This window comes from Flaviramulus aquimarinus (genome assembly GCF_039543205.1).
Taxonomy (GTDB): domain Bacteria; phylum Bacteroidota; class Bacteroidia; order Flavobacteriales; family Flavobacteriaceae; genus Flaviramulus_B; species Flaviramulus_B aquimarinus.
Genome location: NZ_BAABJH010000006.1, coordinates 180,825 through 196,769, shown reverse-complemented (window position 1 = coordinate 196,769; position 15,945 = coordinate 180,825). Strand labels below are relative to the sequence as shown.

Annotated in this window: 14 protein-coding genes; 7 read left to right on the top strand and 7 right to left on the bottom strand. The window is 32.5% G+C overall.

The genetic code is table 11. From position 1 onward, the window contains the following. Positions 1 to 140 precede the first annotated feature (140 nt). Positions 141 to 2,048: a molecular chaperone DnaK gene (gene dnaK, locus ABD941_RS12390; protein WP_345274455.1), complete on the bottom strand. Its 1,908-nt coding sequence runs from the start codon at positions 2,046 to 2,048 to the stop codon at positions 141 to 143. A 412-nt stretch (positions 2,049 to 2,460) separates the two neighbouring features. On the opposite strand from dnaK, the gene ABD941_RS12385 reads away from it, so the two are divergent. Both ABD941_RS12385 and ABD941_RS12380 read left to right on the top strand, forming a co-directional pair. After that, complete coding sequence (locus ABD941_RS12385) at positions 2,461 to 3,882, top strand: L-serine ammonia-lyase (RefSeq protein ID WP_345274454.1); 1,422 nt, start codon at positions 2,461 to 2,463, stop codon at positions 3,880 to 3,882. A 146-nt stretch (positions 3,883 to 4,028) separates the two neighbouring features. Then, positions 4,029 to 4,667 (top strand): hypothetical protein, encoded by a 639-nt coding sequence (locus ABD941_RS12380; protein ID WP_345274453.1) that lies wholly within the window; start codon positions 4,029 to 4,031, stop codon positions 4,665 to 4,667. Positions 4,668 to 4,670: 3 nt separating this feature from the next. Here ABD941_RS12380 and ABD941_RS12375 read toward each other — a convergent pair whose 3' ends face one another. Further along, positions 4,671 to 5,129: a nuclear transport factor 2 family protein gene (locus ABD941_RS12375; RefSeq protein ID WP_345274452.1), complete on the bottom strand. Its 459-nt coding sequence runs from the start codon at positions 5,127 to 5,129 to the stop codon at positions 4,671 to 4,673. Positions 5,130 to 5,248: 119 nt separating this feature from the next. Here ABD941_RS12375 and panB point away from each other — a divergent pair, with 119 nt between their 5' ends. From panB to ABD941_RS12360, 3 genes are read left to right on the top strand one after another with little or no spacing between them, the layout of a single operon-like run. Beyond that, a complete protein-coding gene (panB, locus tag ABD941_RS12370; RefSeq protein WP_345274451.1) occupies positions 5,249 to 6,067 on the top strand; it encodes a 3-methyl-2-oxobutanoate hydroxymethyltransferase in 819 nt (272 codons plus the stop codon). A 49-nt stretch (positions 6,068 to 6,116) separates the two neighbouring features. Further along, positions 6,117 to 6,818 carry an RluA family pseudouridine synthase gene (locus ABD941_RS12365; RefSeq protein ID WP_345274450.1) on the top strand — a complete coding sequence of 234 codons (702 nt, stop codon included), beginning with the start codon at positions 6,117 to 6,119 and terminating at the stop codon, positions 6,816 to 6,818. A gap of 29 nt (positions 6,819 to 6,847) precedes the next feature. After that, on the top strand, positions 6,848 to 8,227 hold the full coding sequence (locus tag ABD941_RS12360; RefSeq protein WP_345274449.1) for an aldehyde dehydrogenase: 1,380 nt from the start codon (positions 6,848 to 6,850) through the stop codon (positions 8,225 to 8,227). A 138-nt stretch (positions 8,228 to 8,365) separates the two neighbouring features. Here the strand turns inward: ABD941_RS12360 and ABD941_RS12355 are convergent, their stop codons facing one another. The 4 genes from ABD941_RS12355 to ABD941_RS12340 all read right to left on the bottom strand — a co-directional run bounded on the left by ABD941_RS12355 (position 8,366) and on the right by ABD941_RS12340 (position 11,583). Then, positions 8,366 to 9,166: a sensor histidine kinase gene (locus tag ABD941_RS12355; RefSeq protein WP_345274448.1), complete on the bottom strand. Its 801-nt coding sequence runs from the start codon at positions 9,164 to 9,166 to the stop codon at positions 8,366 to 8,368. Positions 9,167 to 9,869: 703 nt separating this feature from the next. Further along, on the bottom strand, positions 9,870 to 10,391 hold the full coding sequence (locus ABD941_RS12350; RefSeq protein ID WP_345274447.1) for a hypothetical protein: 522 nt from the start codon (positions 10,389 to 10,391) through the stop codon (positions 9,870 to 9,872). A gap of 106 nt (positions 10,392 to 10,497) precedes the next feature. Continuing rightward, entirely contained in the window at positions 10,498 to 11,124 is a 627-nt protein-coding gene (locus tag ABD941_RS12345; protein WP_345274446.1) for a CPBP family glutamic-type intramembrane protease, read from the bottom strand. Then, on the bottom strand, positions 11,125 to 11,583 hold the full coding sequence (locus ABD941_RS12340; RefSeq protein WP_345274445.1) for an Lrp/AsnC family transcriptional regulator: 459 nt from the start codon (positions 11,581 to 11,583) through the stop codon (positions 11,125 to 11,127). A gap of 158 nt (positions 11,584 to 11,741) precedes the next feature. Here ABD941_RS12340 and ABD941_RS12335 point away from each other — a divergent pair, with 158 nt between their 5' ends. After that, positions 11,742 to 12,959, top strand: a complete 1,218-nt coding sequence (locus ABD941_RS12335) for an aminotransferase class I/II-fold pyridoxal phosphate-dependent enzyme (protein ID WP_345274444.1) — start codon at positions 11,742 to 11,744, stop codon at positions 12,957 to 12,959. A 58-nt stretch (positions 12,960 to 13,017) separates the two neighbouring features. Here the strand turns inward: ABD941_RS12335 and ABD941_RS12330 are convergent, their stop codons facing one another. Further along, positions 13,018 to 14,040: a metal-dependent hydrolase gene (locus ABD941_RS12330; protein WP_345274443.1), complete on the bottom strand. Its 1,023-nt coding sequence runs from the start codon at positions 14,038 to 14,040 to the stop codon at positions 13,018 to 13,020. Positions 14,041 to 14,363: 323 nt separating this feature from the next. Between ABD941_RS12330 and nhaC the strand changes: the two genes are divergently transcribed. Beyond that, positions 14,364 to 15,833 (top strand): Na+/H+ antiporter NhaC, encoded by a 1,470-nt coding sequence (gene nhaC / locus ABD941_RS12325; RefSeq protein WP_345274442.1) that lies wholly within the window; start codon positions 14,364 to 14,366, stop codon positions 15,831 to 15,833. The last annotated feature ends 112 nt before the right edge of the window (positions 15,834 to 15,945 follow it).

Below are 15,945 nucleotides of genomic sequence, written 5' to 3'. Positions count from 1 at the left end.
TTATAACAAAACTAAATCTATAATGTAAATACTTTATTTAGGCAATTAAGCGGTCAATCAATTTAATATTACAAAAAAACGCAACCAAATTGGTTGCGTTTTTTAATTTTAAGCTTGAGTCTTCCGACTTCAAACTTTATTTATTTCACTTCTTCGAAGTCAACGTCTTCAACGTCATTCCCTTCTGATTGAGCTTGTTCTCCTGCTCCTGCATCTGGTCCTGGTTGTGCTCCGCCTTGAGCTTCTGCTTGTGCTTTGTACATTTCTTCAGAAGCAACTTTCCAAGCTTCATTTATTTTATCTAAAGCTGGAGTAATAACTTCTAAATCTTTAGTTTCATAAGCTTTTTTCAATTCCTCTAAAGCATCGACGATTGGTTGTTTTTTATCATCAGATAATTTATCACCAAACTCTTCTAACTGCTTTTCTGTTTGGAAAATCATAGAATCTGCTTCATTTAATTTCTGAGCTTGTTCTGCTGCTGCTTTATCTGCTTCTGCATTAGCTTCAGCATCTGCTTTCATTTTCTCGATTTCCTCTTCACTTAAACCAGAAGAAGCTTCAATACGAATATCTTGTTTCTTACCAGTGGCTTTATCTTCAGCACTTACTTTAATAATACCATTAGCATCAATATCAAAGGTTACTTCAATTTGTGGTGTTCCACGTCTTGCTGGTGGAATATCACTTAAATGAAAGCGTCCAATTGTTTTATTATCGGCTGCCATAGCACGTTCTCCTTGTAACACGTGGATTTCTACAGATGGCTGATTATCTGCTGCTGTAGAGAATACTTGCGATTTTTTAGTAGGAATGGTAGTATTGGCTTCTATAAGTTTTGTAAATACATTACCCATAGTTTCAATACCTAAAGATAAAGGTGTAACATCTAAAAGTAATACATCTTTAACATCGCCTGTTAATACCCCACCTTGTATACCAGCTCCTAAAGAAACAACTTCATCAGGATTCACACCTTTACTTGGTGCTTTTCCGAAAAATTTCTCAACAGCTGCTTGTACTGCAGGAATACGTGTAGAACCACCTACTAAAATAACTTCATCAATATCAGATTTTGATAAACCAGCTGCTTTTAATGCAGACTCACATGGTTCAATAGTACGTTTTACTAAATCATCAATTAATTGTTCAAATTTAGAACGTGTTAACGTACGCACTAAGTGTTTTGGTCCGCTAGCAGTAGCCGTAATATAGGGTAAGTTAATTTCTGTCTGAGCAGAAGATGATAATTCAATCTTCGCTTTTTCAGCAGCTTCTTTTAAACGTTGTAAAGACATTGGGTCTTTACGTAAATCCATGTTTTCTTCAGCTTTAAACTCATCTGCTAACCAGTTAATGATTTTTTCATCAACATCATCACCACCTAAATGTGTATCACCATCGGTAGATAATACTTCAAATACACCGTCACCTAATTCAAGGATAGATACATCATGTGTTCCACCACCAAAATCAAAAACCACTATTTTTTGATCGGTTCCTTTTTTATCCATACCGTAAGCTAAAGCAGCTGCGGTAGGTTCGTTAATAATACGTTCCACTTTTAAACCCGCAATTTCACCAGCTTCTTTAGTCGCTTGACGTTGCGAATCGTTAAAATAAGCAGGTACTGTAATTACAGCTCTACTTACATCAGTACCTAAATAGTCCTCAGCAGTTTTCTTCATTTTTTGAAGAATCATAGCTGATAATTCTTGTGGTGTGTATAAACGTCCTTCAATATCAACTCTAGGGGTATCATTATCGCCTTTTACTACTTTATATGGTACGCGTTCTGCTTCTTTTTTAGATTCAGAATATTTATTCCCCATAAAACGCTTAATAGAATAAACGGTTTTAGTTGGGTTTGTAACGGCTTGTCTTTTTGCTGGGTCTCCAACTTTAATTTCACCATCTTCCACAAAGGCTATTACCGATGGTGTAGTACGTTTACCTTCTGCGTTTGGGATAACAACAGGTTCGTTACCTTCCATTACAGAAACGCAAGAGTTGGTTGTTCCTAAATCGATTCCAATAATTTTACTCATAATATATTTTTTAATTGTGTTGAATGTTCATTTTTAAATTCGAATTGTATAAGTCAATCTTTATGCCAACTCAAAAATGCTGACACAGTGTCAGATTTCATTCAATTTCCAGTCACAGTCGCAGTAAACAGTCTTACTCCTACACAATTAAACTTTGGTCTTAGGTCATTTATATTCTGTTTTTTTTTCTTTTGGCCTAACCACAAGGATTGGTCCGTGTAAATCTGCAAAATCCGTATTAAAATATATAATACTATTATAGCACTAAACCACCATTTATCTCTGCCTAACCTCTACAAACCTATGCGTATCAACCCCAAGAACTCTCATCCATCAAAATTCGTATCAAAAAAACATAATGCTATCAAAACAATCTATCTATATTTGTCTACACGATAACGATTGCCTAATTATGGAATGTATTTCTGTTTTTGATATGCTTAAAATTGGCGTAGGCCCTTCAAGCTCACATACACTTGGCCCCTGGCGTGCTGCCGAACGTTGGATTACAGAATTAAAGGACTCTGATAAATTTAATAAAATAGAATCCATTTCTGTAGATTTATATGGTTCGTTATCCCTTACAGGAAAAGGGCATGCCACAGATTTAGCAATCATGCTTGGGTTAAGCGGAGCAAACCCAGAAACAATCCCAGCAAAACAAATCCATAGCATAATTAATACTATTAAAAATACACAAACCCTTCTTTTTAATAACGAACAATCCGTAGTATTCCATCCTAAAACTGATATTATTTTTAATAAAAAATTTTTGGCCTTTCATGCCAACGGACTAAAATTCTCAGCAAATTACAACGGTAAAAAAACAACATCTACCTTCTACTCTATTGGTGGTGGATTTGTAGTGAAAGAAGAACGCAAAAACTCAAAAAAGAATTTTGAAATAAAATGTTCTTTCCCCTATCCTATTGATAAAGGCATCGAATTGCTTCAATATTGCAAAACATTAAATAAATCCATCTCAGACATTGTTTTAGAGAACGAAAAATCAATTCGCTCCAATACAGAAATTGATGCTGAACTAAAGCGTATTTGGGACATCATGTTAAACTCTATGTATACAGGTTGTCATACAGAAGGTCATCTTCCAGGCGGATTAAATGTAAAACGTCGTGCCTATGATATGCACAAAAACCTTCAAGGTACGTCGCCATATAACACACCTGTTGAATGGATTTATGCCATTAGAGATACAGAAGTTAAATTTCGGCAAATATTAAAATGGGTAAGTTGTTTTGCTTTAGCTGTTAATGAGGTTAATGCGGACTTAGGTCGAGTCGTAACGGCCCCAACCAATGGGAGTGCTGGTGTTATTCCTTCTGTTTTAATGTACTATTTAGTCATTGAAAATCACGATGGTAATTTTGAAGATATCAAACGTTTTTTATTAGTCGCTGGAGAAATAGGGAGTATCTTTAAAAAAGGTGCTACAATTAGTGCCGCTATGGGTGGTTGTCAAGCAGAAATTGGTGTATCGTCAGCGATGGCTGCTGGCGCGTTAACCGAATTACTTGGTGGTACACCAGAACAAGTTTTAGTAGCAGCAGAAATTGCCATGGAACATCACTTAGGGTTAACCTGCGACCCCATTTGGGGTTTAGTACAAATACCATGTATTGAACGTAATGCCATGGGTGCCATTAAAGCCATAAATGCTGCAGAACTGGCTTTGGATACCAATCCAGAAAACGCAAAAGTACCATTAGACAAAGTCGTAAATACTATGTGGGAAACCGCAAAAGATATGCATTCCAAATATAAAGAGACCTCAGAAGGCGGATTGGCTGTTGGTGTTTATTTAGCAGATTGTTAATCTATTTTACATTTAATTAAACTTCATAATAATATATTTTCATTAATTTAACTTAATAACATATTTGTTCAAGTAGTGTTAATTTTGAAATAATATTAAAGAAATAATAGCTTTTGATATTTGTACAACATCAAATATTAAAAGACATGAAAGATTTAAAAATAATTATAATTCTCTTAGTTTTACTTGTTTTGTCATTATTAATAAAACAAAAACAGTCCAATAACTTAAAAACAGGCGACATTGCTTTTATAGGTTTTAACGCATCACAAAATGACGGTTTTTCTATCATTACTTTAGCAAACATAAAACCAAATAGTATTATTTATTTTACAGATTCTGAGTGGAATGGCACACGTTTTGGGGCTGATGAAAGTAATATGTCCTGGAATTCTGGAAATACTTTAATTACTAAAGGAACAACAATTGTTTTCGATAATATAAGTAAACATCCAAAAGTAAACTTGGGAACAGTAAAAAACACTATAAAGTTATCAAAAACTGGAGAAGCTTTATTTGCATACCTTGGTAGTGCTCCAAAATTACCTAGTAAATTTTTAGCAGCTGTTGCCACCAATAGTTCAAGTTATGGTACACTTGCTAATACAGGATTAATAGAAGGTTTTACAGCAATAACATATCCAAAAGGTACTTTTTTTTCTGAATTAAACAATACTATTTTTTATACGAATAATGGATTCTTGCTGACCTTAAACAACATGAACAATTATAAACTAGAAACAATTAGTAATTATTTAAAAGAAAGCTTAGCTAATAGCAAGTAATATTTAATTCTCACAGCTTTCTTTACGGCGCGTATCAATCAAATAAATAATTTTCCACTGTTCTCCATCCTTAAATAACTGAAAAGAATTAACACCACAGTGACTAAACGCACCATTAAACCAAAACTCATAAGGTGTCCACGCATTAGCCATATTACCATCTACTTGAATACTATAATCCAATAAACGTTCATCCCATTTTTGGTCATCGGGTCTATTGGCAATAGCCGATACCAATTTAGTAGCATCATCAGTTACTAAAACATCTTTACCTGCTTTGTTTCTATAAGCTGTTTGCATTAATAGCTTATCTGCCATAACAGATTTCATCAATACCGTATCACCTTTATGAAAACCTTCAAAAAAAGTATCAACTGCTTTCTTTACTTCAAGGTTTTCATTAGTTTGTCCAAATAAAGTTGTCGTAATTAAAAGTGCCAAATAAAATATTATGCGTGCCATAGTCTATAAATTTTAAGCTAAAATAACTGATAACCAACAATCAAGACTTACCTTAAAGAAAAGTTTAACAGTATCTTGTTTATTTAGTATTTTTACATGCTAACTAAACTAAAAGGAACATGTCTGTAGCTAAAAAAGAATACAAGCGTATCACTGTAAAAACATTAGTCGATATGAAAGCCAATGGTGAAAAAATATCCATGCTTACGGCTTATGATTATACTATGGCAAAAATTGTTGATGGTGCAGGCATAGATGTTATTCTTGTAGGCGATTCTGCAAGTAATGTCATGGCTGGACATGAAACCACATTGCCTATAACACTAGACCAAATGATTTACCATGCATCGTCTGTAATTAGAGCAATAGATAGGTGTTTAGTAGTGGTTGATTTACCTTTTGGAAGCTACCAAAGTGATCCCAAAGAAGCTTTGCGATCTGCCATTAGAATCATGAAAGAAAGTGGTGCACACTCAGTAAAAGTTGAAGGTGGTCGCGAAATTAAGGACTCTATAAAACGTATTTTAAATGCCGGTATTCCTGTTATGGGACATTTAGGTTTAACACCTCAATCTATTTACAAATTTGGGACGTATACCGTGCGTGCTAAAGAAGAGCAAGAAGCTAAAGATTTAATTGAAGATGCTAAAATGCTTGAAAAAGTAGGCTGTTTTGCTATTGTATTAGAAAAGATTCCTGCTGAACTCGCAAAACAAGTGGCCGAAAGTGTTAGCATTCCAATTATTGGTATTGGAGCCGGACCATATGTTGATGGTCAAGTTTTGGTTCTTCATGATATGCTTGGTATGACACATGAATTTAATCCAAGGTTTTTGCGCCGATATTTACATTTATATGAAGAAATGACTAAAGCTATTTCGCAATATGTTGACGATGTAAAAACTCAGGACTTCCCCAATGAAAGTGAACAATATTAATAGTTGTTAGTTGTTAGTTGTTAGTTGTTAGTGAAAATTTGTAAAATTCGTGTCAAAAAAAATCCTTTCAAATAAAGACAACCTCCAAGTTTTATATGAAGACAATCACATCATCATCATAAATAAACGTGCAGGCGATATTGTACAAGGTGATAAAACGGGCGACAAACCCCTAAGTGATGTTGTAAAAGAATATATTAAATACAAATACAACAAACCTGGAAATGTATATTTAGGTACTGTACATAGGCTAGACAGACCTACCACTGGACTTGTTATCTTCGCAAAAACCAGTAAAGCACTTCCAAGGCTCAATAAATTATTTCTTTCTAAAGACATTAAAAAAACATACTGGGCCCTTGTAAAGAACATGCCACAAAAAGCCGAAGACACATTGGTTCATTGGTTAAAAAAGAACCCAAAAAACAATAAATCCAAGGCTCACCCTAAAGAAGTAACAGATAGCAAAAAAGCGATTCTTCATTATAAATTATTAAAAACATTAGATCATTATTATTTACTGGAAATTAATTTAGAAACAGGTAGGCATCACCAAATACGTACACAGTTATCAAGTATTGGAAGTCCAATTAAAGGGGACTTAAAATATGGCTTTAATAGAAGTAACACTGATGCTAGTATTAGTTTACATGCTAGGCGTATAGAATTTGTTCATCCCGTAAAAAAAGAACCCATTTCAATTGAGGCGCCTCTACCAAATGATGCTATTTGGAATGCTTGTTTGGTATAATTTAAATATCTTTAAAAAAAGATTTCGTATTGAATGACATACTACATATAATTGATAAGCAACGAGCGTTTTTTAAATCTCAGAAAACAAAAGATTTAGAATATAGGCTATCACTTTTAAAAACCTTAAAGGTTGAGATTTTTGCTAATGAACAAGTTGTACTTGACGCTTTGAATAAGGATTTTAAAAAGTCTGGATTTGAAGGGTATTTAAGTGAATTTGGACTCGTTATAACTGAACTAGATTTAGCTATTAAAAACCTAAAAAAATGGGTAAAACCAAAACGTATAAAAGCATCTTTGCTAACGTTTCCTTCTAAAGATTACATATACCAAGAACCTTACGGTAGCATCCTTATCATGGCCCCTTGGAACTATCCATTTCTTCTAGCCATGGAACCTCTAATTATGGCCATTGCCGCTGGAAACACCGTAGTTTTAAAACCTAGTGAATTAACTACAAACACATCAAACGTCATTAGTGCTATAATCAAAAAGGTGTTTCCAAAAGAAGTTGCTATGCCTGTTGAAGGCGGTGTAGAAATCTCAACTCAGTTATTAGCTCAAAAATGGGATTATATATTCTTTACCGGTAGCACAAAAGTTGGTAAAATTGTAGCTGAAGCTGCGGCTAAACATCTAACTCCTGTAACTTTAGAACTTGGCGGAAAATCGCCTTGTATTATTGACGATTCGATTGATTTAAAACTCGTTGCCAGAAGGTTGGTTTGGGGAAAACTTTTAAATGGTGGTCAAACCTGTATTGCTCCAGATTATATTATTGTAAAATCAACTGTTAAAGATAAACTTATTGAAGTATTAAAAGCAGAAATTATTAAAAGGTATGGTCATAATCCAAAAGAATCGCCTGATTTTCCAAGAATAATTAATGAACGGAATACACAACGACTTGCAGAGCTACTTAAAAACACTAACGTAGTCTTTGGTGGTGAAATTGATAAGAATGATTGTTACATTGCCCCTACCATAGTTGATGAACCTGATTTGAATAGTAAATTAATGCAAGACGAAATTTTTGGTCCTATTTTGCCCATATTAACTTATGATAATGAAGATAATATTGCACACATTATATGGAATTTAGACAAACCATTATCACTCTACGTCTTTTCAACACAAACTGCTTTTATTGAACAAACTATCAAAAAATACAGTTTTGGCGGTGGTGTAATTAATGATTTACTCATCCATTTTGGAAACTACAGATTGCCCTTTGGAGGGGTTGGTGCAAGTGGTATGGGAAACTATCATGGGAAATATGGCTTTACCACCTTTTCGAACCAGAAACCAATTATGAAGCGTGGTAATTGGTATGATCCGTCGTTTAGATATCCACCATACAAAGGAAAAATGAGCTTACTGAAAACGATTTTTAAATATTTTGGGTAAACTTATCTTGTCAAGATAAAGTACATCCCGATACCTATCGAGGGAGAGGCAATATTAGAATAGGGCAAACATTAAAAAAGCTTATCTTTATGTAATTTCTCCCTCTGATCGAAATGACAAACTAAATAAATAAAAAAATTAGGTTAAAGGATAGTTTAAAATTAATTCTACACCCGCATTAGGCTTGGAAGTTAAATCTAAGGTTGCATTAATTAAACCAGCCCTACTTTTCATATTAATTAAACCAGAGCCTTTTTCTACAGTATTAATATCAAACCCTTTGCCATCATCTTTTGCTGTGATAGTTAATTGTTTTGGTTGATAGTTTAAAGTAATATTCAGGTTTTTAGCTTGAGAATATTTTACTGAATTAGAAAGAAACTCTTGAAGAATTCTAAAAATAATAATCTCATGTTTTCTATTTGAAAATTCTACCGTATCACCTATTATTTCTAACTCAGCAGAAGTAAATTTCATTTTCTTTAAACGATTCAACTCATTCGTAATCGATTTTTCAAAACCAATGTTTAAAACGACTTCGTTATTTAAGGTTTTTGAAAGCGCACGTACTTCAGATAAACTTTCCTTAAGCGCATCGGACGTATCTTTAAATTTACCCTTAACATCTTCTTCTACCTGCATTTTTAAAATACTGAGTTGCATATTGGCAAAGGATAATAACTGCCCTATATTATCATGTAACTCCCAACCAATGTTTTTTAAGGTTTGTTCTTGAGTTTCGGTTTGTGCTTGTGTTATCTCTTCTTCAAAAGCTTGTTGCTGCTTAATCTGGTCTAGTAGCAATTTGTTTTTTCGTTTTTGAAAAACCACAAAAAACACAATAACTAATATGGTTACAATAACCAATACGGCTATCATATATACTAATAAATAACGTTCTGCAGCTGTACTAGCTAATCGTTCTGTGGTCTGCACCATATTAAAGCAAAAGTAAAGGTTGAATACATAAAAATATTAGCAAATAAATAGATTTGCCATCTTAGGAACATAAAATTCCAGTCTCTATTAGGGTTTCCAACTTCATAAGTAAAATAAATATCATAAAAGGTTAACGGAGTTATAATTAACCACCAAATAAATATTGTAAAACTAATATAGAAATTTAAAGATTTATAAAAAGTTAATATTTTATCACTTTGTAAAATTTCTAAAAAATAAAATACAGTACATGAAAAAATGATTATTGCTCCTAATATTTCTATTATTGAAAAAAATTGTTTAAAAAACTCATGCCAATTAAAAATTATGTAAACAATTGAAAATATAAAAAAGGAATGACCAAGAAACTTGATAATACTTTTAAATACATTAGTTCTTAATATTTTATAGTAATAATAGGAAAAAAACACTATCGCACCTATTTGCCAATATAAAGTGGCCCACCAATGATTTTTTTCAAAAACGGTTCCTATTAATAAGCTTAAAAAATTTTCAGCGGATACATACCATGTATACCCTCCTAAAAAATCACAAATAGTAAGGTAAACCAAAAAAAATATGAAATATTTTATATGTGAGTTTTTATATTTTTTATATAAAAACACTCCTGTAAAAGCTGCCATGGCTTCTACAGAATATGTTAAAAAACTATAATTTTTTAATAAAAACTCTTCCACAAAAATTATTGAGGAAAATTACCACTTCCTCCTGAACCGTTATTTAACGGTGGTACAGGTGGGTTCCCTCCAAGCCTTACAGTACTATTAAAAGGACTCATACTGCCTTTAGAAACAGACTTATCACCCGTAGGTGCAATAAACATAGTTGTTAAATTCTTTTTCTTTTGTCCTGCATTTTTACCATAAACGCCTAAGTATATTTGAATACCTGTCATAGTATAACCTAAACTATCAGACTTATGCTTAGCATAGGCTAAATAATTTTCAATATCATCTATAGACCACCATGTAGAACGATTATCTTTATTTCTTCCAAATTTCTTAGCTGCTGAGTCATTAGCCTTTTTCCGCTCATTAGTCCAGTTATTATTTAACGCTATAGCATCGTTAACAGAAATAACTCCTTTAGGCTTTATTATTTTGGTTTCCATAGCCTGTATATCATCACTTGGTCTAGGGCAAAAATAATACGTTAATACTGCTCCGATAATAAATCCGAAAATAATGTAAATTAGTTTTTTCATATTCTAAATTAGTTTAGTTAATAATAGCTCATCTAAAATAACAAAAAGATTTAATTTTCGTGGGGTTATATTTGTCTTTAAATAAAAAATTTACCGATATAATAAATCACTCAGGAAAACCGAGCATACCGCCCATACCAACCGTAAATAGCCAGCAGCCATAAATAGCATGCTCTATGGATACTAAAAGTGTAGATTGCGTTTTTCTATAAGTCATAGTAAATAATAAACCTCCTAAAAATGTTAATAAAATAACCAGGGTGTTTTTAAAAAATAAATGCGCTAAAGCAAACACAATTGCGTTTAAAAAAACTAAAAACCTCTTGTTATCAAAAAGGTTATGATATCTTTTAAAATAAAATGTTCTATAAATTAACTCTTGTGGGTAAACTGAAAAGAAACTGTATACTGATAATATAAAAATCCATAGCTTAGGTTTGTTTAGCAACACATTAAAAAGAGCCTCCTTATCTGTCATCCAAACAAAAATGGTAGTAATAATAGCTATTATAAAGCCTTTTATGAATGTTTCTTTCCAAAAGAGCTTCCAATTTAAATTAGGAGCTATTTTAAATTTTTCATTTTCAACTTTTAGTAAAACATATATAACATAAAGAAACCCTAGACATCCGATAGCTAATTTTAACCATAGGGAATAGTTTAAAGCAAAGCTAACAGGTACTAAAATAAAAATGACAAAAAACTCTAAAGTTTTATATTGGACCGATTTCATTTAAAAACTAATTACCGTGGTATGTTTTACTTCATTTATAACAAACATACTGTGTGTACTTCCAATATGATTAATTGTTGTCAATTTTTTTACCATAAACTCCCTAAAAGCAACCATGTCTTTTACCAGTACTTTTAATAAGTAGTCGTAATCGCCACTAATATGATAACATTCCAGTACTTCATTTAATCGTTTTACTTCTTCTTCAAAACTAACTACATAATCTTGACTGTGTTGAACTAGTTTTATATGACAAAATACGATAAAATTTTTATCGACTCTTTCTTTATTAACCAATGCCATATAACCGTCAATATAGCCCTCTCTTTCTAATTTCTTAATACGCTCATAAACCGCAGTTACAGAAAGCCCTAGTTTATTTGAAAGTTCTTTATTGGTTTGTTTGCTATCATGCTGAAGATACTCAAGTAGTTTTTTGTCTGTAATATCAAATATCATAATTGAAAATTTTTCATTAAAACACTTATTATCAATAAAAATACCATTTAATAATCTAATAATATAAATTAATATAGTTTTATTTTCATATTATATGTAATATCATTGTTTTATTATCTTATAATTCTGAATTTTGCTTATATTAAAAATAAAGAACCATGGCTTTTAAACCTGCTAATAATATTCAAGATTTACAGTATTTCGGAGAATTCGGAGGTGTTAATCCATCCATTTCAGATTCATCAACCTATACCTTCCTGTCAGCAAAAACAATGTTTGATACTTTTGAAGGCAACGCTGATGGTTGTTATTTATATTCGCGGCACTCATCCCCTTCTAACTTATATTTAGGTGAGGCTTTAGCAGCCATGGAAGGCACAGAAACTGCAAATGTTTCAGCTTCTGGCATGGGTGCTATTACACCTGTTTTATTACAACTTTGTAGTTCTGGTGATCATATTATATCAAGCAGAACAATTTACGGAGGCACTTATGCTTTTCTGAAAAATTTTGCACCTCGCCTAAATATTGAAACAAGCTTTGTTGATATTACAAAACTGGATGTGGTTGAATCGGCTATTACAAAAAATACCAAAGTATTGTATTGTGAGTCTGTTAGCAATCCACTTTTAGAAGTTGCTGATATAAAAGGCTTAGCGGCTATTGCTAAAAGACACGGTTTAAAACTCGTTGTAGACAATACCTTTTCTCCGTTATCGATATCGCCTGCTGTTTTAGGTGCTGACGTGGTTATACACAGCTTAACAAAATTTATAAATGGATCAAGTGATACTGTTGGCGGTGTGGTCTGTGGGACGCAAGACTTTATAAACGATTTGCGAAACGTAAATGATGGTGCTTCCATGCTATTGGGATCGACTATGGACAGCTTACGCGCTGCTTCTGTTTTAAAGAATCTGCGGACACTTCATATAAGAATGCAACAACACAGTAAAAACGGTATGTTTTTAGCAAAAAAGTTTGAAGCTTCTGGATTAAAAACAGTCTATCCTGGTTTAGAATCGCATCCATCGCACGAATTATTTAAAAGTATGATGAATACACAATATGGCTTTGGTGGTATGTTAACCATTGATGTTGGTTCTCTAGACAAAGCTAATGAGCTTATGGAACTCATGCAAAACAGAAACCTAGGATATTTAGCGGTAAGTCTCGGGTTTTATAAAACATTATTTAGTGCTCCTGGAAGTTCTACATCATCTGAAATTCCTGAAGACGAACAAAAAGCAATGGGCTTAAGTAATGGTCTAATTCGTTTTTCTATTGGGTTAGATGCCGATATTGAGCGTACTTACCAAGTCATGCGCGAATGCATGGAAGAACTCGGGATTATAGAACATACAGGAAAAGTATAATTCTTACAAACTCAATACTAAAATCATTTAATGGTTTTGTTAGACTATAGAAAAGCTTTTATTTTCCTTTAAGACGAATCCATAAAGCGTCTAAAGCATCAGATATATTATCCTCATTACGTTCAAAAGGCTTCATATTTATTTGATTATTTTCTTTATACAATAAAAACTTAAAAACTGAAGAATTCGAGTTTTCCTCATTTGTTAACGGATAGCGCAAATCATTGTATTGATATTCATTATCGCCTATTTTATATATACTGTAATAATGATTACTAAACCAAGCTAAATTTTTTATTCTATCAAATTGTTCTCCAGTTAAAGCCTTTTCCTTAGCTAAAGCTTTAAAATCAATAAATTGACTTTTTTTATCCAACAAGGAATAATAAGCAACATAATATAACGAATCCGATTCTGCCACGCCATACCATAACACATTATTAAAAATTGTAGGTTGGGTATAGTATCTATTAAAATCCAAATCTTTCTTAATTAAAGATTTTTTAAATACTGAATCCATATACACTTTATTCCCAAAAGTAAATAGCATATATACCGAACTCATTCCAATACCTAATTTTAACCAAAAACGCCTATGTTTAGAGGTTCTCCTAAAAAACATTAAAATAATAATACAAATTAAAAAAGGCAATGTATAAATGGGGTCTACAACGGCTATATTATTAAACGCTACTCTATAATTACTAAACGGCGCAAATAATTGTGTGCCATAAGGCGTAAAACAATCTAAAATAGGATGTGTGAATAAAGACCAGAAAAACAAACTGACCCAATCTGTTTGAGACGTTGTATCCTTTCGTTTTCCAGTATTGTATAATTTATGAGCAAACCACCCTAAAAAAAACGCCGCCAAAATAGAAAACAAAATAGAATGCATAAACCCTCTATGGAATAACATCGCATCAATTTCATTACCATAAAGCCAGCTCCCTACAAAAACGTCTAAATCAGGAATGGTACCTCCAATAGCACCAAATAACAAGGCTTTATTTCCTATTTTCTTTCCTAGCACCGCTTCACCACAAGCAGCTCCTAAAACAATTTGGGTTAATGAATCCATAATGTGTAAACAAATTTAACTAAGTCATTTATTTCTGATTTAAGATTAAAAATATTTCATTAATACAGAAATAAAAAACTTAAGCCAAACTTAAGAAACTAAACTAAAAGTGTGCTTCTTTTCAATTACCAAAATCAACAAAAACAGAATGATAATGTATAAAAAGAAAAAAAGAGTCAGTAAAAAGAAGAATAATACTACAAATAGCACAAATTTAATGGTTTATGACATGATACAATTTAAGACCCTAATAATCAAAATAAGTCACTTTGTTTTGAAAGGAAATAAGAAAATCGTAACATTACGTGACTAAAAATTTCCAAATGCAAGACGAAAATAATATTTCTGAATTTAAAGCCGATAACCAAAACATTATAGAAAACAAAGAATTAAGTTTTATAGAAGCTATGATTCCTGTAGTCATATTAATGAGCATGTTAGCTTATAATATTTTTTTTGTTGATGGTCAAGAATGGTTTGGAACCTATACCAATCAAATTATTTTACTTCTAGGCGGTCTTACAGCCGCTATTGTAGGCTTTTTCAATAAGGTTTCTATAAATAGGATGCTATTAGAAATATGGGAAAACCTTAAAAGTGTCTTCATTCCTATTATGATCTTATTTTTAGTGGGGGCATTGGCGGGTACTTGGTTAGTAAGTGGTGTTATTCCTGCTATGGTATATTATGGGCTACAAGTATTGAGCCCTGAAATATTTTTACCAGCTTCAATAATTATATCTGCAGTTATATCTATTGCCACAGGTAGTTCGTGGACCACATCTGCCACAGTAGGTATTGCATTAGTCGGCATTGGAACAGCTTTAGGTATAAACCCTGGTATGATTGCAGGTGCTGTTATTTCTGGTGCTTATTTTGGAGATAAAATGTCGCCTTTAAGCGATACCACAAACCTGGCTCCCGCTATGGCAGGAACCGATCTGTTTACCCATATCCGTTATATGTCCATTACAACAGTGCCTACTATAATAATTACATTAATTGTTTTTGGTATTTTAAGTGCAACAATAACGACATCAGGAAGCGCCGATGTTAGTAATTTATTAAGTACCATAAAAACCACATTTAATATCACACCTTGGTTATTCCTTGTTCCGTTATCTGTAATTGGGTTAATTCTACTTAAAACTAAACCGTTAGTAGCATTAAGCGCTGGCATTCTGTTAGCCGCAATTTTCGCATTCATTTTTCAGTCTGAAGTTTTAAATACGTTAGGAGATTCTAAATTTTCATCAATTTTTACATCAATTTTTAGAGACACTCAAATAACAACCGAAAACGAAAAACTAAATGATCTCTTTTCTGCAGGTGGCATGAAAGGTATGCTATGGACCATTTATTTAGTAATTTGCGCTATGGTATTTGGTGGTATTATGGATGGTATAGGTGCATTAGCTAGAGTAACAAAAGCATTATTATCTGTAGCCTCTTCCGTTTTTGGATTATTTGCCAGTACGGTTATTAGTTGCTTAGGATTAAATACCATTGCATCCGATCAATATTTGGCCATAGTCATTCCTGGAAAAATGTTTAAAAAAGCTTTTGATGATAAAGGCTTAGCCCCAGAAAACTTGAGTAGAACACTAGAAGATTCTGGAACAGTAACATCGGTACTAATTCCTTGGAATACCTGTGGCGCCTATCAATCTGGCGTTTTAGGTGTTGGCGTTGCCGAATATTTTATATATGCCATTTTTAATTGGCTCAGTCCTTTTACAACCTTGTTTTTTGCTGCTTTAAATATCAAAATCAAACAAATGACTTCAAAATAAGTAGTAACTAACTCATTTTCAATACACATAAACAAATACTATTAAACAATAAGTATTTAAAATTTTATTCGTGTTTGCTATTCTATAAATGCTGACTATTTTTGCAGACTTA

Excerpts from the sequence above, each read along its gene's own strand:
- ABD941_RS12345 (WP_345274446.1), bottom strand. The coding sequence starts at position 11,124 with ATGAAATCGGTCCAATATAAAACTTTAGAGTTTTTTGTCATTTTTATT.
- ABD941_RS12340 (WP_345274445.1), bottom strand. The coding sequence starts at position 11,583 with ATGATATTTGATATTACAGACAAAAAACTACTTGAGTATCTTCAGCAT.
- ABD941_RS12350 (WP_345274447.1), bottom strand. The coding sequence starts at position 10,391 with ATGAAAAAACTAATTTACATTATTTTCGGATTTATTATCGGAGCAGTA.
- dnaK (WP_345274455.1), bottom strand. The coding sequence starts at position 2,048 with ATGAGTAAAATTATTGGAATCGATTTAGGAACAACCAACTCTTGCGTT.
- ABD941_RS12335 (WP_345274444.1), top strand. The coding sequence starts at position 11,742 with ATGGCTTTTAAACCTGCTAATAATATTCAAGATTTACAGTATTTCGGA.
- ABD941_RS12330 (WP_345274443.1), bottom strand. The coding sequence starts at position 14,040 with ATGGATTCATTAACCCAAATTGTTTTAGGAGCTGCTTGTGGTGAAGCG.
- panB (WP_345274451.1), top strand. The coding sequence starts at position 5,249 with ATGTCTGTAGCTAAAAAAGAATACAAGCGTATCACTGTAAAAACATTA.
- ABD941_RS12380 (WP_345274453.1), top strand. The coding sequence starts at position 4,029 with ATGAAAGATTTAAAAATAATTATAATTCTCTTAGTTTTACTTGTTTTG.
- ABD941_RS12355 (WP_345274448.1), bottom strand. The coding sequence starts at position 9,166 with ATGGTGCAGACCACAGAACGATTAGCTAGTACAGCTGCAGAACGTTAT.
- ABD941_RS12375 (WP_345274452.1), bottom strand. The coding sequence starts at position 5,129 with ATGGCACGCATAATATTTTATTTGGCACTTTTAATTACGACAACTTTA.
- nhaC (WP_345274442.1), top strand. The coding sequence starts at position 14,364 with ATGCAAGACGAAAATAATATTTCTGAATTTAAAGCCGATAACCAAAAC.
- ABD941_RS12385 (WP_345274454.1), top strand. The coding sequence starts at position 2,461 with ATGGAATGTATTTCTGTTTTTGATATGCTTAAAATTGGCGTAGGCCCT.